Source organism: Lujinxingia sediminis, assembly GCF_004005565.1.
Taxonomy (GTDB): Bacteria; Myxococcota_A; Bradymonadia; order Bradymonadales; family Bradymonadaceae; genus Lujinxingia; species Lujinxingia sediminis.
In genome coordinates this window covers 1-20,592 of the sequence record NZ_SADD01000014.1, presented here as the reverse complement: position 1 = coordinate 20,592, position 20,592 = coordinate 1, and the positions used below count along the sequence as shown (strand labels likewise).

General features: G+C 55.4%; 20 protein-coding genes. 7 read left to right on the top strand and 13 right to left on the bottom strand.

Translation table 11 applies throughout. The annotated features are described in order from the left end of the window. Positions 1-9 precede the first annotated feature (9 nt). The 3 genes from EA187_RS17435 to EA187_RS21180 all read right to left on the bottom strand — a co-directional run bounded on the left by EA187_RS17435 (position 10) and on the right by EA187_RS21180 (position 1,221). Positions 10-258 carry a hypothetical protein gene (locus tag EA187_RS17435; RefSeq protein ID WP_127781080.1) on the bottom strand — a complete coding sequence of 83 codons (249 nt, stop codon included), beginning with the start codon at positions 256-258 and terminating at the stop codon, positions 10-12. A gap of 223 nt (positions 259-481) precedes the next feature. Beyond that, positions 482-1,051 carry a hypothetical protein gene (locus EA187_RS17430; RefSeq protein ID WP_127781079.1) on the bottom strand — a complete coding sequence of 190 codons (570 nt, stop codon included), beginning with the start codon at positions 1,049-1,051 and terminating at the stop codon, positions 482-484. After that, entirely contained in the window at positions 958-1,221 is a 264-nt protein-coding gene (locus EA187_RS21180; RefSeq protein ID WP_430687902.1) for an RHS repeat domain-containing protein, read from the bottom strand. The genes EA187_RS17430 and EA187_RS21180 overlap by 94 nt, the downstream gene beginning before the upstream one ends. Before the next feature lie 399 nt (positions 1,222-1,620). Here EA187_RS21180 and EA187_RS17420 point away from each other — a divergent pair, with 399 nt between their 5' ends. From EA187_RS17420 to EA187_RS17405, 4 genes are all read left to right on the top strand, one after another. Further along, on the top strand, positions 1,621-2,673 hold the full coding sequence (locus EA187_RS17420; RefSeq protein ID WP_127781078.1) for a hypothetical protein: 1,053 nt from the start codon (positions 1,621-1,623) through the stop codon (positions 2,671-2,673). Beyond that, positions 2,670-3,644 (top strand): hypothetical protein, encoded by a 975-nt coding sequence (locus EA187_RS17415; protein WP_127781077.1) that lies wholly within the window; start codon positions 2,670-2,672, stop codon positions 3,642-3,644. Before EA187_RS17420 ends, EA187_RS17415 begins: the two co-directional genes overlap by 4 nt. Positions 3,645-4,225: 581 nt before the next feature. After that, positions 4,226-4,531 carry a hypothetical protein gene (locus EA187_RS17410; RefSeq protein ID WP_115606370.1) on the top strand — a complete coding sequence of 102 codons (306 nt, stop codon included), beginning with the start codon at positions 4,226-4,228 and terminating at the stop codon, positions 4,529-4,531. A gap of 56 nt (positions 4,532-4,587) precedes the next feature. Beyond that, positions 4,588-5,892: a hypothetical protein gene (locus EA187_RS17405; RefSeq protein ID WP_127781076.1), complete on the top strand. Its 1,305-nt coding sequence runs from the start codon at positions 4,588-4,590 to the stop codon at positions 5,890-5,892. A gap of 1,104 nt (positions 5,893-6,996) precedes the next feature. Here EA187_RS17405 and EA187_RS17400 read toward each other — a convergent pair. The 4 genes from EA187_RS17400 to EA187_RS17385 all read right to left on the bottom strand — a co-directional run bounded on the left by EA187_RS17400 (position 6,997) and on the right by EA187_RS17385 (position 8,798). After that, the gene (locus tag EA187_RS17400) at positions 6,997-7,404 is read right to left on the bottom strand and encodes a hypothetical protein (protein ID WP_127781075.1); all 408 of its coding nucleotides are present in this window, start codon (positions 7,402-7,404) and stop codon (positions 6,997-6,999) included. Positions 7,405-7,415: 11 nt separating this feature from the next. Beyond that, positions 7,416-7,787, bottom strand: coding sequence for an Imm8 family immunity protein (locus tag EA187_RS17395; RefSeq protein ID WP_127781074.1), 372 nt, complete (start codon positions 7,785-7,787; stop codon positions 7,416-7,418). A 115-nt stretch (positions 7,788-7,902) separates the two neighbouring features. Next, positions 7,903-8,265: a hypothetical protein gene (locus EA187_RS17390; protein ID WP_127781073.1), complete on the bottom strand. Its 363-nt coding sequence runs from the start codon at positions 8,263-8,265 to the stop codon at positions 7,903-7,905. A 41-nt stretch (positions 8,266-8,306) separates the two neighbouring features. Then, positions 8,307-8,798, bottom strand: a complete 492-nt coding sequence (locus EA187_RS17385; RefSeq protein ID WP_127781072.1) for a barstar family protein — start codon at positions 8,796-8,798, stop codon at positions 8,307-8,309. Positions 8,799-8,965: 167 nt separating this feature from the next. Between EA187_RS17385 and EA187_RS21175 the strand changes: the two genes are divergently transcribed. From EA187_RS21175 to EA187_RS17375, 3 genes are all read left to right on the top strand, one after another. Next, complete coding sequence (locus EA187_RS21175; protein ID WP_430687901.1) at positions 8,966-9,238, top strand: DUF6444 domain-containing protein; 273 nt, start codon at positions 8,966-8,968, stop codon at positions 9,236-9,238. A 9-nt stretch (positions 9,239-9,247) separates the two neighbouring features. Continuing rightward, positions 9,248-10,390, top strand: coding sequence for an IS66 family transposase (gene tnpC / locus EA187_RS17380; RefSeq protein WP_127781071.1), 1,143 nt, complete (start codon positions 9,248-9,250; stop codon positions 10,388-10,390). A gap of 117 nt (positions 10,391-10,507) precedes the next feature. Next, the gene (locus EA187_RS17375; protein WP_127781070.1) at positions 10,508-11,920 is read left to right on the top strand and encodes a hypothetical protein; all 1,413 of its coding nucleotides are present in this window, start codon (positions 10,508-10,510) and stop codon (positions 11,918-11,920) included. 1,017 nt (positions 11,921-12,937) lie between these two features. Here the strand turns inward: EA187_RS17375 and EA187_RS17370 are convergent. From EA187_RS17370 to EA187_RS17345, 6 genes are all read right to left on the bottom strand, one after another. Beyond that, positions 12,938-13,657, bottom strand: a complete 720-nt coding sequence (locus EA187_RS17370; protein ID WP_127781069.1) for a hypothetical protein — start codon at positions 13,655-13,657, stop codon at positions 12,938-12,940. 272 nt (positions 13,658-13,929) lie between these two features. After that, positions 13,930-14,418 (bottom strand): DUF5063 domain-containing protein, encoded by a 489-nt coding sequence (locus EA187_RS17365; RefSeq protein ID WP_164856366.1) that lies wholly within the window; start codon positions 14,416-14,418, stop codon positions 13,930-13,932. A gap of 56 nt (positions 14,419-14,474) precedes the next feature. After that, on the bottom strand, positions 14,475-14,747 hold the full coding sequence (locus EA187_RS17360) for a hypothetical protein (RefSeq protein WP_127781067.1): 273 nt from the start codon (positions 14,745-14,747) through the stop codon (positions 14,475-14,477). A gap of 653 nt (positions 14,748-15,400) precedes the next feature. Next, positions 15,401-15,763, bottom strand: coding sequence for a hypothetical protein (locus tag EA187_RS17355; RefSeq protein ID WP_127781066.1), 363 nt, complete (start codon positions 15,761-15,763; stop codon positions 15,401-15,403). A gap of 68 nt (positions 15,764-15,831) precedes the next feature. Next, entirely contained in the window at positions 15,832-16,242 is a 411-nt protein-coding gene (locus EA187_RS17350) for a hypothetical protein (RefSeq protein WP_127781065.1), read from the bottom strand. A gap of 6 nt (positions 16,243-16,248) precedes the next feature. Beyond that, entirely contained in the window at positions 16,249-20,508 is a 4,260-nt protein-coding gene (locus EA187_RS17345; RefSeq protein WP_127781064.1) for an RHS repeat domain-containing protein, read from the bottom strand. Positions 20,509-20,592 lie beyond the last annotated feature (84 nt).

Below are 20,592 nucleotides of genomic sequence, written 5' to 3'. Positions count from 1 at the left end.
GGGGCAACTTCAGTCGTCATCACTCCACCATCGCAATTCATCCAACCTACCATCCACATACGCCTCAAATACACCTTTTTTGGAAAAAAGCACTTCCAACGCATCGATCAACGCAACTACATCAATCGGTTCAGGTCGGTTGTAAAAGCCCGACTCGTGGGTCGAAAGTATAGTCAAAACAACTTTAATCAAAAAAACAACATCTGGATCCTCAATTTCCTGCATACGACTGGCCGACTCTTCCCAACGCAATAACATTTTTATCTCCTATATGAGTTCAGTCCAAACTCCTCAAACCATCATAATTCGGCGTAGGCGGAACACCTGGCATGATCTGATCATGATTTGTCATACTTCCGCGAAACAATCTACCTTCCGGCGAAATCACAAGGGCCTCACCGGCCCGCCCAGAAAAAATTATGGAGCCGTCGCTGCCTCTTCCGCGCGTTGAAGACCATCCACTAACATTGTCAGCAATCTGCTAAGCCATATCTTCAAACGCATCTGCCATTTGAGAAACGCTAGCTCCCCCCTCTCTCATCCGTTGAAGATTCTCGACCGACTCGTTTATCATCTCTCTCGCAGTCGCTCTTGGCGTTAACCGAGGAACAGTACCCGCTTCATCCGCATGGAGCCTCCTACTGTTTCGCCACAAAGCAGATCCAAATCTAGGGAGTAATGCACCAGGACCCATACCCACGGGAATCATAGCGGCCTCGACCCTAGCCTCTTGGGCACTCTGCGGGGTACTCACAGCAACAGACGACCAAAAAGCGAGTTCCGCTGCCCACCGTAACCTTTCGGCCTCACTTTCCGCATTTAGTAATTCATCGGCGGCCTCCATAGCTTGATTATCTGTGTTCTCGCCATTCCAATCCCTAACGTCGTCAACAATTTCCAGCAGTTTCTTGCCAGGATTCCCAACCGGTCGAATAGGATTCGGCGGGGTGAATTCATCTATTTTTTCTCCGTCATTTTTATAATAGAAATCCTTTTTACTAGGCTTTCCAACATCCCCATCCCCTTCGACGCCATCCCACTCGGATCCCACCGATTCACCGGATCAAACGCCGCATACCCGTACACATCAAACGAATCCACATACCACAGCGGGTCCGGGCTCATAAACTGGCCGAAACGCGGCGAGTACCAGCGGGCGCCGAAGCGGTAGAGGCCGGTGGTGGTGGAGCGGAAGGCGCCGGTGAACCCGAAGTGCGGCAGACTGCCGATATGGCAGGGCGTCTCGGCCAGGTTGCGCTCCGAGCAATTCTCCGTGTCATCGGGGGCGCGGGCGCTGATACGCCCCTCGAGATCGTATTCGGCGTATTCGGGGGAGATTCCGCACCTCGAGCGACAGATGTTTAGTGGTCCCCCCTCTCCTCCAGTTTTCCCCTGGCTATTCTTCTCGAGCCGAACTCAACCCATACATTTTTTGTGCGCCTTCTCAACAAAATATGTACACACGCCTTCCACGCCCTCCCATCACATCGAGGGCCCTCGACCATCTAAACCCCTGATAGTATTACGCATTTAGAAAACACAGCACGCCTGGCACGACCGTTGCGAACTCCAGAATCCGCCACCTGATATCGGCGTGATTTTCGAGACAACGGAGATGATATGCGTGCCCGAATACATACCTACCGCCCCCAGATACTGAGCTACCTGCTTGCCATGAGTGGATGGGCCTACAGCGCCACCGCCACCGCCCAGGACCCCGCGGCGGCCCATGCTGACGCCACCGTCTTCCCTCTTCCAACAGTAGACGACGCGTCGGAAACAGAGCCCTCTGAGTCGCTCGACCCTCCGCCTGGCTACGCCCGAGACGAGCGGGGCCGCCTCTTTCAGACCAGCTTCGATCTGCGCCGCCGATACCACCTGGGCGTCTACGACATGTTGCGGATCTACGAGGACCAGACGCTGCGCGGCAACCGCCACGCGCTGATGATCGAGGCCGGGGGCCAGCACGAGGTCTTTAACCCTCACACGTCTCGTCGGCATCGCCACCGCTTCGTTCAGGGACGCCTCCTGCTTGCGCCCTTTGAGATCGACGCCTTGCTCTACGGCTATGACTTCAGCCGCTCCATCGACGAGGCGCCCCTGTGGATCACGACCTTTATCGGCGAACCACGCAGGTTTGATGTGCCGATCGCCGTTGGGGGTGGGGGATCGGTGGGGCGACTTCATTACCGAAGCACCGACCTCGGCGACCTGATGGTCCTCGACCTGGCCGAGGGACATATCGGCTGGGAGTTCTATCAGGGGGAACGCATTGAGGATTACGTGGTTCTGACCACGGGCGTTGGTGTCGGCGTGATCCACCGCGAGGGAGCCGGCCGCATCGACGTGTACGGGGCGCCCGAAGTCGGCCTGCGCGCCGCCTGGACTCTCACCGACGATGGCCTCACCCAGCTCGCCATGCAGGGCCGGATGCAATGGGCCTGGAACGCCCAGACCGGTGAGCACTGGCAGATGGGCTCGATGCAGGCCGCTGTCGAATGGTCGCCCCTGGCCATCAACGACCAGCCCATCACGCTCTTTCTGGCGCCGGAGCTTCGCTACAGCCAGATCCCCATCGCCGAGCTTCAAGGCGTTGAAGTACGCGGACTTCTCGGGCTTCGCCTCAACCTCTTCGTGCCTCCCCGCCAGGCCGAACTGGAAGCCCGGCAATGAGATATCTTCCAGCACAGCTCCGAGCCGCTCTGGCCCTGGCCGTCCTGACGACCCTCACCCTCTTCGCCGTCCCCACCTGGGCCCAGGACTCGCCAGCCCCCGACGACGCGCGCTACGTCATCGACGAGCACGGCCGTCGCCTGCGCGTGGTCTTCCCCCTCCACGATCGCACCACCTTCGACGTCTATGGCACCACCCGCCGCAGCGAGGAACTTCGGCACGTTGAGCTCGCTACCGGTTTCCGCTTCGCCATCCGCCATAGCTTTGAGGCGGCTTTCCCGGACGAGGAGATCTGGTGGCGCTTTCGCCATCGCTGGCTCGCCGCCCGAGCCATCAAAACTCACGACGAACTCCAGCTGGGCATGACGCTCATCTCCGCCTCCTACATGCGCCACGCCCGCAACAACCACATCGTCATCCCCAGCGCCAACAACGCCCGGCTGCCCGCACCCTTTGATATCGCCTTCGAGTACGACCTCATCGACCTCAACGTCGATGCCCGCACTCGCCGGCTGACCTCCGTCGACGTCGCCGAGTTCGCCTTCTTGCTCGATGTGCTGCGCGACCCCACCTACCGACACCGACTCGCCATCGGCCCCCTCCTAGCCTACGGCATCGATCGCATCGACGGCCTCGACCCAGAAGCCCCGTTCGCCCACACCATCGTCCCCGCCAGCGGTGGCCGCGTTATCTATCGGTGGGAAAACCTCTCCGGCCGCACCGCCCTCGACGCGCGCCTGCAATGCGCAGCCACAGCGCTGCTTATCGATCGCGACATGCGCTGGCAGCGCCTCTGCGACATGAGGCTTCAGGCCGAGCATACTGTCCTGGCCATCAACGACCGTTTGTTGAGTCTCTTTCTGGACGCCACGTTTCAGGAAGGGCCGGGGATGGTTGAGTCTGGCGGGTCGCTGCGGTGGGGCGTGGGCGTGGGAGTTCGTTTGAGTCTGCCGGGCGACGGGTCGGACTGAGTCGTTTCGCTCGCATACCGGATGTCTCGGCCCTCAACGACCAAAATGTCTCTCAAACGCCGGTCGCGCCGCCCAAAAGCGATCCGCGTTCGCGCGAAACAACGGAACGCTCCGCCCTCCCCGACAAAATTTTCACTCACCATGCGGAAGCTTCCGCCTTTCCGGTGGTCGACGATTAAAAAACAACGGAAGCTTCCGGCCTTTTCATGCTCTCTAATCAAAAATGAACGGAAAGTTCCGCCACCCTCGGCAAGATGTTCACTCACCGGCCGGAAGGCTCCGCTTCTCCGTCGGTCGACGACTAAAAAAGAACGGAAGCTTCCGCCTATACCGAGAGATTTTTCCCTCACGGGGCGGATCCTTCCGTTCATGCCGATAAATTTTTCCCTCCCTGCCCGGCTCTCTCCGCCTTTTACCGGAAAAACTGCGCTCCGAGGCCGGCTCCTTTCGGGCCGGCGACGCGAGGGTTCACCCGCTCACCCCACCGCTTTGACACCCCCTCGCAACCTCTCTACTCTCCCCCCACACATTCAACGAACGGACACGGGGGAAAAGCCGCACCGACTCAACCAGGAGACCCTATGGCACCCAAACGACGACGGCTCTGCTCGGCAGCACTCACGATCTGTGCATTGCTCATCACTGCGGCCTGCTCCGGTGATCCCACCGGAGACGCGACCGACAACACTCCCGACACGGGGGAGTCCGACACCACCTCCCCAGAAGGCTTGAGCCTGCAGGGCGAGCTCGTCCCCAGCGGAGGTGTTTCGATGAGCTCCAGCTACACCCTCTCCGGGCAGCTCAATCCGGCGGCGCCAAGGCTAAAAAGCGAGAGCGCGAACTACCGCCTCGAGCTCACACCGGCCTCCTCCACGACAGGGCAGTAATCTTTTCGACGACCAAAATGATCGGGCATGTCCCACGATTTCTTAAGGATTTATCCATGAATTTGAAAACGAGCGTCGCTTCTCTTGTCATGCTTTTCTGTCTGGGATTCTCGCTCTCCGCCGCCGCTGAAGTGCCGGAGACGATGACGTATAAGGGCAACCTCACCGATGGCAGCGGTGCGCCCGTGGACACCACCGTGGAAGCGAGCTTTCGACTCTATGACGCCGCAAACGGCGGCTCCGAGGTCTGGAGCGAAACCTTCTCCACCATCGACGTCGTCAACGGCAGTTTTTCCGCCCAGCTCGGCCAAACGGAGTCGCTCGTCGACGTCTTTGACGGCAGCGCCTACTGGCTCGAAGTGTCTATCGATGGAGAAACGCTGAGCCCCCGCAATCCCGTCGAGTCGGTGCCTTATGCCCTGCGCTCGAATAGGGCCAATGAGGCCGACTCCCTCCAGGGTTTGAGCGCCGCCGACGTGCAGGCCGCTCTTAGCGAGTTAGCCTCGCTTCGCTCCCGCGTCGAATCCCTGGAGTCCAACCTCCAGGGCACCGGCGGCACCCCGATCGACGTCGCCAGCCTGGAATCGCGAATCGGTCAGAATGAGGCGAGTATCGCGACCAACACGGCGGCAATTTCAACGAACACCACTGCGATTTCCGCAAACACCAGCGAGATTTTGACCAACACCGCCAATATCTCGTCGAATGCTACGGCGATCGCCGTCAACGAAGGCGACATCGCCACCAACGCCGCCGATGTTTCGTCGAACGCCATAATGCTCAACACCCATCGGACCGAAATCGCTGCTCTGGAGCGCGTGACCCAGGACATGAATCGCACCATGGTGAATGGGCAACCCGCAGTGACGTTCACCGGCGTTAACGTGCATGTGCGAAATGGCCTGGGCAGCACCGACGGCGACACCGGTAGCGGAGCCCAGGTCAACGGCCTCGGTAACTTGATCGTCGGCTATGACGAATCCCGTGCGTTGGGTCGCAACAAGAGCGGGTCTCATAATCTCGTGGTGGGATCCGAACACAATTACGAGAGCTATGGGGGGCTGGTCGCCGGTTTTCGAAACACGGTTTCAGGTAGCTATGCGGCGATCAGCGGCGGGCGCGCCAGCAGAGCCTCAGGCGAATACTCCTCGATCAGCGGCGGGTATAACAACGACGCCTCCGGCTATCACGCCACCGTCAGCGGCGGGCATCAAAACAACGCCAATGGCTGGTACTCCTCGGTCAGTGGCGGATATCAAAACACCGCCTCCGGCCAACACGCCACCGTCAGCGGCGGCCGTGAACGCTCTGTAGCTGGCTCATATTACTGGCGTGCCGGAACCCTCATCGAATCCCAGTAAAGACTCACTCTAGCGCACCGCGCCTCTAGCGCGGCCCCACGCCATAAACCAAAGAGCCGGCCCTCTTCACAGAGCGCCGGCTTTTTCCATTTGCGTAGGCCACCAAAAGGCGATGCCGATCAGGCAACTGACCGAGAACACCGACCGCGAGATGCGCATCGCACCCAACTCCATCAGGCTTGCCACTTCCCCGCCCCCCGCTACCTCTGGGGAGCCCCCGCCACCCACGCGCGTTCCAGCGACATCCGGCGCGCCTCCCGATGCAGGCTGCGTTATGCGAATGGACACGACCTTCTCCCAGCATACGCGAATACCTCGCCATCGCCCCTGCATCACCCTGCTCTCGCCCCTGCTCACCCTGGCTTTTCTGCTCCTGGGCGCCCTGCCCCTGGCCGCCCAGGAGGCCGCCGGCGACGATCGTTTTCCATGTGGGCCAGCAAGGCTCCTCTTGAACTCGCTCCTGCTCTGCCCCCCTGACTGCAAAAACATTACATGTACACACAACACACAAAAAAAACACCCCTAAAACCAAGCCACCTCTGGAAGCTCTAAACACAAAAACTCAAAGAGCCCGTCCGAGAGCAACACTACCACATGATAAATATAATCGGGCGCATACACACCCCTACTCTGTTCCTGAAACCATTCAACATACTTCGAATTCTCCACCAGCGAAATTCCGGATTCGGGCAAATGCCGGTAAGAGTGAACTTCACTTGTTGTTTGCGACAAATGAGAAAGATGCCGGACAGCCAAAGGATATCGGCGAAATGAAACACTTACATCCCTGAACAGAAGCGACCCCCTATCTTCTATTCGAAGAACATCATTTTTATAACCGGTGCTCCAAGATTTAAAGAAAAACACTGATGGAAGAGCACCTAGCCCTGGAAAATCAACATATCTTTCCATAAAACCCTCAACGCCACTATTGCGCCAGAAAGAAAACCCAACCCTTTTATTAAAGCCCCTATCAGAAATTTACTATTCCGCTTGAGTCGTGTTCATCAGGCACTCTCCCCAGGTGAACGAATACATGACTCTTACCTCACACTAAACCAAAACTCTAAAAAACAAGCTACCAAAAGGAATCCTAACAGCTCATCACTTTAAAGGCACTTTTCGAAAAGTCGGCATTTCATCACACAATACCTCCAACACGTCATCCATCGTGATAAACATCAAATGAAGCAGGTCGCGATCAGCAAACTCCTCTTCACAATAGCCCGGAAGCCACGTCAAAAAGTCGGAACCTTTCTCAATAAGTATCACTGGTTTCAACGGAAAATCATTTTCATCTGGAGGCCAATACATCGACAGCCATGAACCTTCATCCATCGACCGATATGCCAACGGACGTGGCTTAAAAACAACCTCAATAGCTCCGTTAGCCCGAGAATAAAAATCTGCAATCACAAGAGTTGCATCACTATTTCCAACCTTCCAGCTGATGAAAGCGATATTATCGGGAATCTCAACTCCCGTTGAAAAGTTTCTTCCTACCATCCTCAAAATACACCTCCTTAAGGTAGAACTGAATGCTTATTAAAGTCTTCAAACTCCCAGAGTCCATACCGCCCGATCCACTTCGCAATCGACTCCCAGTCATCTCCGGTCGCCTTATCGATCAAGTTATCTATCCAGCTAATAATCTCATGTAAGTCGTAGCGAAACACGATTATATACCCCCTTAAGGAAACCACCTTCTCCTTCTTATAGTTTTCCTCCAACCATCGAGGCGTACACACCATGAACTGGAAAACATCTGCTCCTTTTTCAAAGCTTATCCCAATCTTCACTTCGAGAAGAAACCCAAAGCAATCGCTTTGTTCTGGCTCCCAGGAGTCAAGATCATCCGCATCAGGGCTATGATAATGAATCAAGGCTGCTTTCATTTAACCCTCTTTTCATTTAACGTCAAACACTTTCAAATATTCACTTACCGATGTCCACGTGTTCAGCCTACATATTTAAAAAATCAGTTTTATCTCAGCCATTTCGCTCTTCCACCTACGCCTGGACATCCCCAACCTTTTCAATGCGACTCAACGCCTCCCTCGCCGCAAAAGAAAGCGTCTTCCACGCTTCCGTCTTCATAAACTCGTCGATTGGAAGAAGCTCTTGCGCGATCGCATCAGCTACATCGTTGAAAACTCTATCAAACGTCGAAAGCACAATCAGCTCAAGGTCAGAAAACGCCTCACGGAAAAGGTCATCGTCAGGATAGTAAAAGTCATCCCACTGGTTGAACAACTCGGCTGGCACACTCACAAAGGGCACTTGACGTTGATACTCGCGTTGGCCCGCGCCATCGGCAATGAGTTCGAGTGTATTTAAAATATTCTCGCGATGAACCCGAAGCTCCACAGTCATTATCGAACCTCAGAAGTTTCCGATCACTTCAAAATATTGAACTATAGATAATCGAAGCCGCAGCCCGCTTCCTCGCATACTTCCACCCACGAACGGTCTCCCGGCGAGCATTCAAACACAGCTTTAAATAACACCGGTGGCCTGTCAAAGCGACGCTGGCCCGTCACAGCCTCACTCCACCATTGTCCCGCCCCCACGAGCACGTCCAACAACCAGTCGCGATCTACAATCTCGTCCGCTAGAACCTGTTCTGCATCGGTGAAGACCAAAACGTAGCCCTTCGCGGGCATCCATTCGTCCAGGTAGATGAGGCATTCCCGAAGGGCGTTGCCGTTGTTCCCAAAGCCATCGAAGAACTGCAGGGCGGCGCCGAACTCGTGCATGAGCTCGATGATGGTTCTGCACCGAGGCCCGCGCATCTTGCGGACTTCGAAACCCTCGTTGCCATACTCCGCCGAGACGATGAGATCCCGCTCGTTTGAGGAGATGTAGATGAAAGGAGGGCCAAGACGCCACGTGGGGGGTGAGTGCATCGAACGTACCTGATGATATTGTAAAAGAGAGCGACCATTAACACGTTGGGCTATGTAAAGTAGTTCTTAAAGTTCACAAGTAAGCGTTCAGCCACCTGACCCACTTCCGCGCCCAAACGCCCCTGCCTTGTTTGGTGAGCCGGCGATGGTGTCGATCCTATCAAACTATGGGCGAGACACCACGAGACTGGCGGGATGATCGCATCGCGGAGCTGGAGGCGGAGAATGCGCAGCTGAAACAAATGCTGCGCGAAGCACTGCAACGCATCGCAGAGTTGGAGCGGATGCTCGGCTTAAACTCCCAGAATTCTTCAAAACCTCCCTCCACGGACAATGAGCGCGCGAGAAAAAGGCGACGGCGTAAAAAGCCCTCGGGGCGGGTGCCGGGAGGACAGCCGGGGCATCAAGGTCATTGCCGAGAGTTGTTGCCTGAAGACTAGGTCGACCATATTAAAAAGCACATTCCGCCCAGCTGCCGCGGTTGCGGCCAGGAGTTGTCGGCGCAGCATGCCACCGGTCATCCGGCACGACATCAGGTCTTTGAGCTTGTGCCAAAGTTGGTCGAGTGCACCGAACACCAGCTCGTTTCCTGCCAGTGTCCGGCCTGCGGCGAGATCACGCGCGGAAGATTGCCCGCCGAGATTACTGGAAGTGGCTGGGGATCAAGACTTTCAAGTTTAAGCGGCGCGCTCTCGGTGGTCTGTCGGGACAGCCGCCGGCAGGTCGATTGGTTCATCAGCGAAGTGATCGGCGCGCCGAGTTCGCTTGGCACGGTCCAAAAACATCTCGAAGAAGTCTCGGCGGCGCTTGAGCCGGGGTTTGAGCAGGTTCACGTTGCTCTACAACACCCAAAGAACGTTGTGGGGCTTGATGAAACGGGCTGGCGGCTGGGCAATCTCCCTTATTGGATCTGGGTCACGGAGACCGAAAATCAGGCGGTTTACATCGTTCGCGAAGGTCGTCGAAAAGAGTTTGCCCGGGAGCCCATCGGGGAGTCTAAAGAGCGAATTCTCGTTACGGATCGCTACAACGCATATGGCATTTTGCCCCGCGAACAACGTCAAATTTGCCATGCTCATATAAAGCGAGAATTTACCGCCATGGCCGTACGAGAAGGGCCAATGGGCGACATTGGCATCAAATTGCATGCATCAAGCGAGGCGTTTCAAAAGGCCTGGATCGAGGTGAAATCCGGCAAAACATCTCGTGGTGAGTTTGTGTCCTGGATGAAAGACGAGGTCGTGCGCAGGTGGCTGACGCTTCTCAAAGAGGCAAAAACGCTCGATGAAAAAGCCCCCGGGTTTGTCATCTGGCTGCTCAAAGATGCAAAACACGTGATGCTCTGGGCCTTCCTCGATCACGAGGATGTAGAGCCCACAAACAACCGCGCCGAACGTGCCCTGCGCGGCCCGGTGATTCAGCGCAAGCTCTCGTGGGGCTCAAAGAGCGAAGCAGGTTTGCGGCTGATGGAGCGACTCTGGACCGCTGCCGAAACCTGCCGACGCCAGGGACGAAGCTTGCTCGACTACATCACCGCTTCTATGGAAGCGTTGCGTGGTGGAAGGGCGGCGCCGGTGCTTGTGTTGGCTTAAACGGCTAGGAAAGTAGGGGGGGCTGAACGCTTACTTCCAACTAACTGCACAACTCGACGTTTCTACTGACCAAAGTTAACCTTTTTTGTTTAAAAAGAACCTTCGCCTGAGATGCCCGTGCCTGACTATATGAGCTTCACAGACGCCCCCATCGCTCATCACGACACCCTCCTGGGCCAGATGCAGCGTGGGCTCGGTCGAGGGTATCTGAACGCGCTGAACACTCCCGGTTCATCCGACCTCTTACTTCAATGCATCGAACACGACCCACGATGGGATCCGCAGCTCGAAGACCGCCAACGCTACTACGCTCGATTGGCCATCGAGCTCAACGTTTGCCCATCATCGGTCGCAGCAATCTACCGTGCGAATCCTTCGTACGAAACAGATGTACCCTCCCTTGCTGCATGGGTGCTCGCCGAACTCGTTGCTCGCGGTAGCGCTGAGGCACGGGAACAGATCTCGATGCTGCTCCACAGCCCACACTGGCAAAACATCTTCAGTGCCGTGGCCGAGATTGAATCCGAGTATGAGCTGTTCATTCTGACCGATGCCGACCTCCTGTACGTTAGCCAGAATCTGGACGACCACGAGCTCGAAGATCTGATCGACCCATACGATGAGGAACGTTTAGAGCGGTGGGCAGATCTAAGCGCTCGTCATCATCGCATCGCAGCGTCGGTGCGTCGCAGGCACGATGAACGAATGCAAGAACACGCCAACACCATGCCAGACGCTTCGATGAGCACGGAAGCGCTCCTTCGGCAGATCAGCTGGCAAACCTACCTCAACACCATTCCTCTGCTTGATAGCCGCAGGGATCCCGGGAGTGTGGAGCTCCTCATCGCCGCGACGCGTAGTTCTAATCGCTTCGTCACGGGAGCCGCGTTTCGTGTACTCGGCCGACAACACAACACCACGCTTCTTGACAAGGTGTGTCGCGCCTTGGAGCGCGACCCCGGAGGCCCAACGTCCAAAAGTACGGCATTCCGCCCTTTCTACTTTCGCTACCTCGAAGGACTTCCCGCCTTTGTCACCCTCCCACTCGCCAGAGAGTGGTTGAACTCCCCGGGCGCACGTCGCATGGCGGCACACCGCATCCTGGAGTGCCACGCGACACCTGCCGAGCGCGCGATGGTAGAGGACACGTTGTCGGCAGCCCTCGAAGGCGAAGCGGATTATTTTGGGGTCTACAGAGCCTGCAGCATGATCGATGCGCTGGCCTCCATTGCCGACCCACGCTCCACAGATCTTTTAGAGCGCGCCTTCTACCAACTCCCCTACTGCCAGGCCCGCCCCCGAGTATTTAAAGCCCTTAAAGCAAGCGGCAGCGAGGCCGGCGTAGACCTCGGACGAGAATCCTTATGGGACAGCAACGACGAAGTCCGTGAACTCGCCATGACACTCGTGAAACGCGCCCCGGTCGTCGCTGCGCGCATTCGTGAAATGTCGCTTGACCCGTGCGAGTACGCAGACGCTCGAAACGCAGCGAGGGCATGGTTGGGTGATTCATACCCACGAGTTCGATGATGGTGATGTCGAAAGTGGATCAGAATTTTTAGCCAGACGAACTTTAAATACGATTCGAGCCAGCGGGCCTCCATCGATCGCAGTGCTAAAACGACTTTCATTTGAAAACATGAACGCGACAAAACCCGCATCACCTATCAAAACAACCATTCACCAACGGTACATCACATCCACCCTCACCGGACTGGCGTGAATCTTCAATCCCGAGTCCTCTACGTGAGTGCCTCCCCAACGATCTACGACCGAGGACCACGCATACATATATGCAACTCCAATCCCAAGTGCGCCACCCAGCTGAACCAAAGACCGTGCCCAGACCGGATGCTTCTGAGCGACGCCGAGGTTGTAATAGATCATCCCGGCGCTCCCCAAGAGAACGGGAGTGTGCACAGCGAGCACCTTAAAGCGACTGAGACTCCCGGGCGCGATCATGGCAGTAGCGAAACTCCCAATTGGAGCGAGCGACCAGAGCGAAAACACTCCGGCATTGATAAAGCGCCCCCACTCCGGGATCGCGATGATTGCGCCAGGAATGCCGTAAAACGCGATCGTGCCTGCCCCCGCGCACCCGAGAAGCCCCTCAACTGCACCGGTACTAAATCCGCACCCTGGTGCGTTCGAATCGTCACCCGCGACACATTGATTTGCGTCGCTGAATTCGGTGCTTGCCGCGTCCTGCCGAGCATAGGTGGAGAAGGACGGGGAAGAGTTCGCCAAGAGCCCCAAATTTAACCGGCGCTCGGTCTTGAAGCCTGGTTGCGGTTGGGGCTTAAACGACCACGCCGCGCCTGGTGCGAACACGAACATGATTGCCACGAGCCACGCAGCGCAAAACGCTGGAAACCGAGGATTGGCAAAGTAAAGTCGGTGAGGTCGTATCATCTTCCCAAATTCTCATAATCATCGAAGTCGCTCATCATCGCACGAATGCCTTCGATTGCTGCCTCGACGCTGCTTTTGCGTCCTCACTTTCAGTCGTGCGATCTCCATCCCGCTTACTCTATGGGTCAACATTGCCTAGATTGAAGCGAGCGCCTTCACCACACTTAAAGCTCGTCCTCTTTCGACACAGACAGGCTCTGACTGAGTGGCAAAATTGACAGACATAAATACTACCAATGGAATGTTGCTGGGAATAAGCGCCAGGAACTCGGGCAGAAACTTAGATGCGGTCCATACACTGTTAATCGACAATCTTTCTTTTTCTCGATCACACAGTTCGACTATGTCGCTCAACAGAACATCATCGTCAAACTCTCCAGCAGAGCAAAACAAGTACTCGAAAGGCTCATAAAGACCTTGAATGAGCGTGACAATCGGGCTGAATGGCTTCAGTGCATCATAATCACTTAGATCCTGCTTGAGCCACTCGGGGTCCTCATCGTGATGAATCCAGAATCCGTACAGCCGCACCGGGCAGCTCACCATGTCTTGAATCCACTTAACTTCCACCTCAGAGAACAATCGGCAGTCCACATAAACGAAAGAAGCGTCGAATTCTAACGCCAGGCCAACAGAACATTTAAGACATTCTCCGGGCGCTATTATAACGCCTATTGGGGCGCTACATGATCGGCGGATTGCTTCAAGTTCGTCCGACGATATTGTGTCTTCAGCACCGTACCTTGAATGGGGATGGGTAAGCACAAAAAGCTCTTTTGCACCCTGATTCAAGAGCGCTTGCGCCTCTTGAAGAGATACCACCGGCCCGACTGAAATGATGCGCCTAGAATCCATATAAAGCCTCAATCTCGAAAGTCATCATAACGTCATATCGTCAGCGTAGTGAGACTTCCTCTTTGTTTGAAACGATCACGTATCCCACCGCTCAAATTCATTTCCCTGTACCCAAAACAATCCTCGCCGGAATACAGATAGTGTTTGTCATTTGTTGATATAAAACTGATACATTCTGATACTTACTACCCACACTAGCCCTTCAGCGCCGGGCGGATAGGCCTACTGTCTATTTATATCCATTGCGATTTTACCATCGTTTTTTTGACTCATTAATGCAGTCTCGCCAACGTGTAATGCATGTAGGTTATCGCGTTTACGGCATGTAGACCCCAGTAAGACGAAAATGAGAATACCCAGTGCCATTGGGCCAGCCTCCGATCTTTGGCATTGCCCCGCTCCCACAACCTTAATCCAATCGTTAACTCTTGCCAGATGTCCGTCAAATCATCAGAAATCTGGCTCATGGTAGGTGCCGGGCTTTCATAAATATTGAGGGGATCGACAACTCGATAGTAGTCTTGATGTAACGCCGCCGTGATGCGGTTGACGATCACTTCCCGCTCTGTCTGTTTTACTGACGGTGGTTGTTGTTCGTCGTCCACTTCGTCGACGTCGCAGAGAATAAGCCGGTTCGCTTCGGAGTACAAAAGGGCTAACGCGGACACGAGGTGTTGCAGCTCCTTATGTCCGTAATGACTTGTATTTTCGATCAGGTTACAGAAGGCACGGGCACGATAATAGAAGATTCCGGCAGACATAAGTCCTGCATGCATATCTGTACCTTCGTTCTTCTTATACGACGGTCAACCCGCCACTACTTAACATTCACCTTAAACTCCACATACCCTTTCATGCACCCCGGAATATGGAACTCGTGCGAGGCGTGAAAGGTCCATGCGGCGTCGAGGTCGATGATCTTCTCCCGCTCAACAAAATAGCGGGTCAGGCGGCTGTAGCCCTCGGTGTCGACGGCGCTGTCGTAGGCGCACTCCCGGTACGCGGTGGCGCAGGGGCTGATGCCGTCCTTGCACTCGATGATCGTGCCATAGGCTTCATCCAGGGCGATTGTTTCGCCCTCGCGAATCATCGCGTCGAGCTCGCTTTGTGTTGCCGGCGGCCGCCATCCCACCGAGCCCGTGTCGAAGCAGGAGACGTGAAACTCATAGTGATCGTAGGGTTCTTCGTAAGTGAAGAAGACGCCCTGGTAGCGTACATTATATTGGGAGAGTTCCTACGTAACCACAGAGCCATTCGGATAGAACTCCACCTCCCCCGTCGCGGTGTAGTCGTCCGGTAGGCCGTCGTAGCACGACGCCATCCCGAGCAAGACGAGAGCCTGAACCAAGACGAGCAACCTCCGGCGCTTCGCGATGTTTGAGCATGTGAATCTCATCGGTCGTCTTGCCACCAGGGGTATACTCACCGCGGATCAGGACGTGCCTCCGTCCGCAGGTTCCGAGCGCTGTGAAACAAGCCCCATGCTTAGCAAGACCCCCGGGCTGAATCCACGTATCGTCGGTACACGCGTCGCCGCGCGCGCCTGCCACCACCATCCTCGCCGCCGATGTCACGACACGGCGGCGAGGATTCAGTCATGACCTCAGCAACCCTCGTTGCCGCTATTGGCGTCGACGTCGACGCTCACCGAGGGCGTCTCCTCCTGGACCTGGGTTACGAGCGCATTGATTGCGCTGAGGCAAAGTTCGGGGTTTTGGAAGAACGCGAGGCGAGACGCCTCGTTCAGGCTCGCCAGGTCCAGGGCTGCAACGCGTCGTTGGCCCCGACGTAGACGTCACCGGTGGTTTCGAGCAGCGGCGCCGAGAAGGTCTCCAGGCTGGTGGTGGTGCTGATGCGAATGTCGCCAATCCGGGGGCCGCCGGCCATGGGCATCTCCGTGATCAGTAGATTCTCCATATGAACGTCGCGCAGCACCGAGACCTCCGAGGCCACATCGACCTCATCGATAGAAACTCCGCCCGCTTTTTGAAGCACGGGAAAGTTCACGGTCTCCACGGCGGTACCGGCGCCAATGATGTTGATGACACCGGTCACCACGCGCAGGTTAGGGAACTCGACGCAGTTCACGTCCTCGTGCTCGTTCAAGTAAATATGGTGAAAAATGTCACGAATCGCGAAAAACTTTAACACTCAACATACCGTTTTTCCTGGGACTATTGGACTCTTGCCCGTGACACCCTTCCATCTTTAAACCAGATTTCAAGGGTAAGCATATGGGTGTCGATGCCCCCTAGATAATAGGAAAAATCACCGTACCACTCCTCGTTCTCAAAACGCCTCTCCGGTTCACCCAGTCGCTCTAATACCTCCTCTCGCGTCGGACGCTCCTCCATGAGCCAATCCACCACATCTGACGCCATGCGCTCGCGTGGGCGTCGATCAAACTTCAAACCTTCATTGCTATGCCAACTCTCAGCAGCAAAATCTGTGTTCGTGGCAAGGCGCCAGGCTAGCGGAGACAAAAGCACCAGCACGATCACGACGGCGCCGACCATAAGGCCAAGGAAGAGGGCCTTCACCCCGGTCTTCACCCCTCCCCAAATAAGTTCGAGACCGTAATTCATAAAAACTCACCACCAGGGCCCATAGTACTTCGAGCGCACGCCATCCTTTTTCCATTGGCTCCATGCTTCATTCATTTCCTCGTAGTTCTCTTCTCCGTTGTGACTCCACTTATCCGGTGGGAGCACGTCAAGTTCGCCATTCAATAGGGCCTCTTCACAGGCATTCAGGCATGCCTGATCTGGTGGTATTCTCTCCGCGATATCACGGCCACACTGATTATTCACCTCGTCCATAATGTTGTCAGGCGTCCCAATGTTTCCACGGCCCACATCCAATGGTGACTCATGATACCATGATGCTAGCCTTGCAACCGAGTTTCCATGCGCCCTTGTCATACGGCAATTCATGGTACAGTGCCTCAATGCATCCACAGGGCCATTACGCCCGCCAGCTTCCCTCCCAATATTGATTGCGTCCGGAGCCGATGAGTATGCTGTCAACCCGACGCTAACAATAAAAATGGGAGCGGCTATTGCTGCAGTAACCCCAAGCAATCCGATAACAACAAAAGGAGATTCCCCATCTGGGTCAACAAATGAGATTGGTGCATTTTCAGCATAAACCCATGGGTTGACGCTACCCCCAGGCCCCAACGGATCTGGAGAGATCCAACGGCCGGAGAGCGGATCGTAGTGGCGCACGCCAAACGTCACAAGACTGGTATTTGGATCCGCAATGCCCGAGGCAAACCCAAAAGGTTGGAAGCCTGGATTTGTATCGCTCTGCACACGCCCCCATGGGTCGTAGCTTAACTCCTGAACCACGTTCCCCGAGGCATCCACCACCTGCCGCACACTCCCCAGATAGTCTGTCACAAAGACGTATGTCTGGTCGTTTCGCACCATATACGCAGGGGTCGACTCGCGCTCTCCGTAGACAAAAATGGTCTCTACATCCCCACTTGCGTTGAGTTGGGCCCGTGGCCGGTTCGAGTCATCGTAAAGGAATACGAAGTCGACCATATTATTCGTTGTTTTGGAGACCAATCGTCCCAACGAATCGTAGGCGTAGTGGTAATCCACGCCGGAATCAGATACTCGAGTCATTCGGTTAAACGCATCAAACTCAAAGATCTGATTGATACCGCCACCATTACGTGCCTGAAGCCGACCCGCCGCGTCCATGCTGTAGTTCACTGCCCCCACACTCTCAATGCGACCAGCTTCGTCATAGGTTTGCAGAACTTCATCCGCGCTCAGACGATTTCCACGTTCATCGTACGTGTAACTTCCTTGTACGGCGGCTCCCTCAGACCATGAGACGAGGCGTCCGGCATTGCCATAATCGAACTCATAATTGCCCGCACCGGGCCCCGCGAGCACGTTGCGGGCCCGGATTCTGAGGGCGCTGTCGAATTCTAAGGTTTCTTTAAAGAGCACGGTTCCCCCTCTTTGCCAGGTAATCGCTTCCGGCAGCCCGTTGGATTGAAGAGTGAGGGTCTTCGTGATGCCCGCCACCTCCGTAGATTCTAGCAATGCCGCGTCCGAGGCCCACGTCAGTTGTAATTCACCGGCTGATACAAGGAGACCGTCATCGTCAAATTCGTAGTTCACAACGTGTCCTCCAAGGCTGCGGCTGCGAACTCGGAAGTCCGCATCAAAAGTACGCTCAATGCTCGCACTCAACACCCCAATGTCAGTTGTGAAACTCGTCCGTAATGAACCCACATAGCCAAACGTTTGCGCCACATCGTTCGTGGTAGCGCTTAGGATTTGTCCGGTTTCTTGGTCGTAAACAAATCCAATCCGGCTAATACCACTCGCTGCTTGTTTAATGCGGCCGGCTTCATCATAGGTTGTGGTGATAGGTGTGAGTCCTGGTGCCGCGCTAGCCACGACCCTGGACTCCATCCCCCAATCGAACGTGAATTCGGTTCCATCCGCCCAACCTAGAACCGAAACTCTGTTCATGGGGTCAAACTCACTGTGTATCCACGCACTCGGCGTCCCAACCGAGCTTATATTTCCCTGCCCATCAAACTCAAAATCAAGTCTCGAGTTTCCGGTTGAAGAGCTCGACACACGTCCAATGCCATCCCGACGTAGGTCCACCCCTTCGCCGTCTTGGCGTTGCAGTCGAGTCAGGAAACCAAGTCGATTATAAGTAGCGCTGGTCTCGAAATCTCCCCACTTAACGGAGGTCTTGAGACTGCCGTCATACTCGTAAGTTGTCGGCTCAAAATTGCCGAACTGAGTCCGAATTGCACGTCCGAACTCATCAAAAACTACGGTCTGAGTGCGCCCTTCGGGACTCGTCTTTGTTAGGGTTCGCGATGACGTCTCGTAGACGTTCTTCCAGGTCTTGTCGTTCACCGTGAGGATATCGCGAGCCTGCTGCACGTCGAGAAGATCTTCCGGATTGTAGTCGGCCTGCCTCTCCACGAGCATCTCATTGATAAGTCCATTTGGCTGCTCGACCTCCCTGCTTGAGGTGTAACGCGCTTGCCTGCCAAATCGCGGGTCGTCTGAGCGGGAAGTTCGGGTCACGACACCATCGGGTCGAAGCGTCGTGGTGAGGCCGTCTATGGTTCGAGTTCGCTGCCATGTCCGACCTGCCCCATCCACCGTGTGGCGCACCGCAAGCCCCGTATCTCCCCGAGCATAGACCATGGTTCGTCCGTCTGAGGTTTCCATAGTCACTGAAGTTCTATCGGCCTCAAGTGTTTTCCATGAACCGTCCGGGTGATCCACCCGAGCAAGTCCCCCATCCGCAGCAAACTGATATTCGGTCCGCTGTCCGCGGCCGTCTTCGTAAGCCGTGACTAAGCCATTTTCGTTCGTTTCAAAATGTCGTGTTGAACCATCTGCATACGTCACACCGGTCAAGAACCCGTCTTGATTCACCTCGATCTCAGTCCTAAGGCCAAAGTATCCCTCAATGGCAATTGGCCAGCCCTTATCATCACGGTAGATGGTGACTTTCTCTCCCAGAGAATTGGCCAGAGAGCTAAGAAAACCCGAACCGTCATACTCGAATGTGAGCACTTCCTCGCCGGTTCTAACGTTAATCATTTTTTCTGGACGCCCCGATCCGTCATAGGTCGTCAGCACGCTCCCATCGGGGTCAATAACCCTGATTCCCGAGGTGCTCAAGCCCGGCATAGAGCTTAGGATTTCACGATATCTATCTCCTTCTTGTATCGCATTCTTGGACGTATCTTGAATCAGAATCCGGCCGTCTTGGAATTGTGTTGAAGCATAGAGGGTGTTGAAAAACGCATCGGCAGCAGGAACATTATCGCCATGTTGGCGACGCTCTTGTTCCTCTTCTGAGAGTGTAACCAGATCAAGAAGTTTGCTGCCAGCAATGAGGTTTAGCGCGCCATCATCCGCCTTCCAGAGCCGAACTGTGTCCTGCTCTCTGCCCACGGCCAGCGGGCCCCCTTCGATGGAGGCCGTGAGTTGGAGTAGTCCAATGGTATTGCCGTCGTTGGCCCATTCCACTTCTAGTCTTCCTTGCGGAGTCAACTCAATTATTGAGCCCACACCATCGAGCCAGAAGAGATTGCCTTCGCTACCGCAGGCCATCTGTCCGATATCTTTGATGTAGACCTCGGTCGCCACGGCACCAGGGACACTAGCTGGGTCGTAGTCTTCGTTTCCGCGTTCGGGCCGGCCAGCCACCACAGTTGTTGAGCCGTCCAGATTAACCCGAGAAATCTCCTCTCCACCCCCCAGATAGATTCCATGGTCGCACGCAGCAATAGTGAGGCCGTCCAAATAGCTTTCATAATCTTCAACACAGCCTGCGAATTTCTCATACACCCCTGCATCGATATCGAGCCTTCGAATGCATCCGCTGTTGAAAAAGTAGAGGGCGTCATCCGACCCCAGATCCGCAGAACCCACAAATTTCCACCGGCTGGAATCGTCTCCAACTCCGCAATCGTTTAGCCCGAGAAAACACTCGTCCAAGAATTCGCCCTCGCCCACCACGTCTCCACCGACCTCCTCCACATTGCCCGATGTGTCCATGATGTAGACTTTGCGCAGCGAGAATGCCAACCCAGTGATTAGCGCAACGCGCCCGTCAGAGAGCGCGAACATGTCCAAGACTTGCCCTTCCTCGCCGCTCCATGTTGCGAAAGTTCGTATGAGATTCGAGACGTTTGCGGCCCCAACTTGGGCCGGTCTGTCTGGCAGAATCAATGAGCGGTCGTTTCCATGATAAAAAGTCTGGACATCCAGTGCCCATCCGGCCATTCCGAATGCCGCACGGTTATCCATCCGTGTTCGCTTAAGCCTCAAACCCGCATAAACACTCATTCTCTAACACCTCACAAATCCCAAAGAATGTCGCTCGAACGCCCCCGTATCAGGTTTGGATCGATGGCCTCGTAAAGAAGCATC

Excerpts from the sequence above, each read along its gene's own strand:
- EA187_RS21175 (WP_430687901.1), top strand. The coding sequence starts at position 8,966 with ATGGGCGAGACACCACGAGACTGGCGGGATGATCGCATCGCGGAGCTG.
- EA187_RS17435 (WP_127781080.1), bottom strand. The coding sequence starts at position 258 with ATGTTATTGCGTTGGGAAGAGTCGGCCAGTCGTATGCAGGAAATTGAG.
- EA187_RS17365 (WP_164856366.1), bottom strand. The coding sequence starts at position 14,418 with ATGTCTGCCGGAATCTTCTATTATCGTGCCCGTGCCTTCTGTAACCTG.
- EA187_RS17415 (WP_127781077.1), top strand. The coding sequence starts at position 2,670 with ATGAGATATCTTCCAGCACAGCTCCGAGCCGCTCTGGCCCTGGCCGTC.
- EA187_RS17350 (WP_127781065.1), bottom strand. The coding sequence starts at position 16,242 with ATGAATTACGGTCTCGAACTTATTTGGGGAGGGGTGAAGACCGGGGTG.
- EA187_RS17345 (WP_127781064.1), bottom strand. The coding sequence starts at position 20,508 with ATGAGTGTTTATGCGGGTTTGAGGCTTAAGCGAACACGGATGGATAAC.
- EA187_RS17405 (WP_127781076.1), top strand. The coding sequence starts at position 4,588 with ATGAATTTGAAAACGAGCGTCGCTTCTCTTGTCATGCTTTTCTGTCTG.
- EA187_RS17390 (WP_127781073.1), bottom strand. The coding sequence starts at position 8,265 with ATGACTGTGGAGCTTCGGGTTCATCGCGAGAATATTTTAAATACACTC.
- EA187_RS17360 (WP_127781067.1), bottom strand. The coding sequence starts at position 14,747 with ATGATTCGCGAGGGCGAAACAATCGCCCTGGATGAAGCCTATGGCACG.
- EA187_RS17395 (WP_127781074.1), bottom strand. The coding sequence starts at position 7,787 with ATGAAAGCAGCCTTGATTCATTATCATAGCCCTGATGCGGATGATCTT.
- EA187_RS17420 (WP_127781078.1), top strand. The coding sequence starts at position 1,621 with ATGCGTGCCCGAATACATACCTACCGCCCCCAGATACTGAGCTACCTG.
- EA187_RS17410 (WP_115606370.1), top strand. The coding sequence starts at position 4,226 with ATGGCACCCAAACGACGACGGCTCTGCTCGGCAGCACTCACGATCTGT.
- EA187_RS17370 (WP_127781069.1), bottom strand. The coding sequence starts at position 13,657 with ATGGATTCTAGGCGCATCATTTCAGTCGGGCCGGTGGTATCTCTTCAA.
- EA187_RS17385 (WP_127781072.1), bottom strand. The coding sequence starts at position 8,798 with ATGCACTCACCCCCCACGTGGCGTCTTGGCCCTCCTTTCATCTACATC.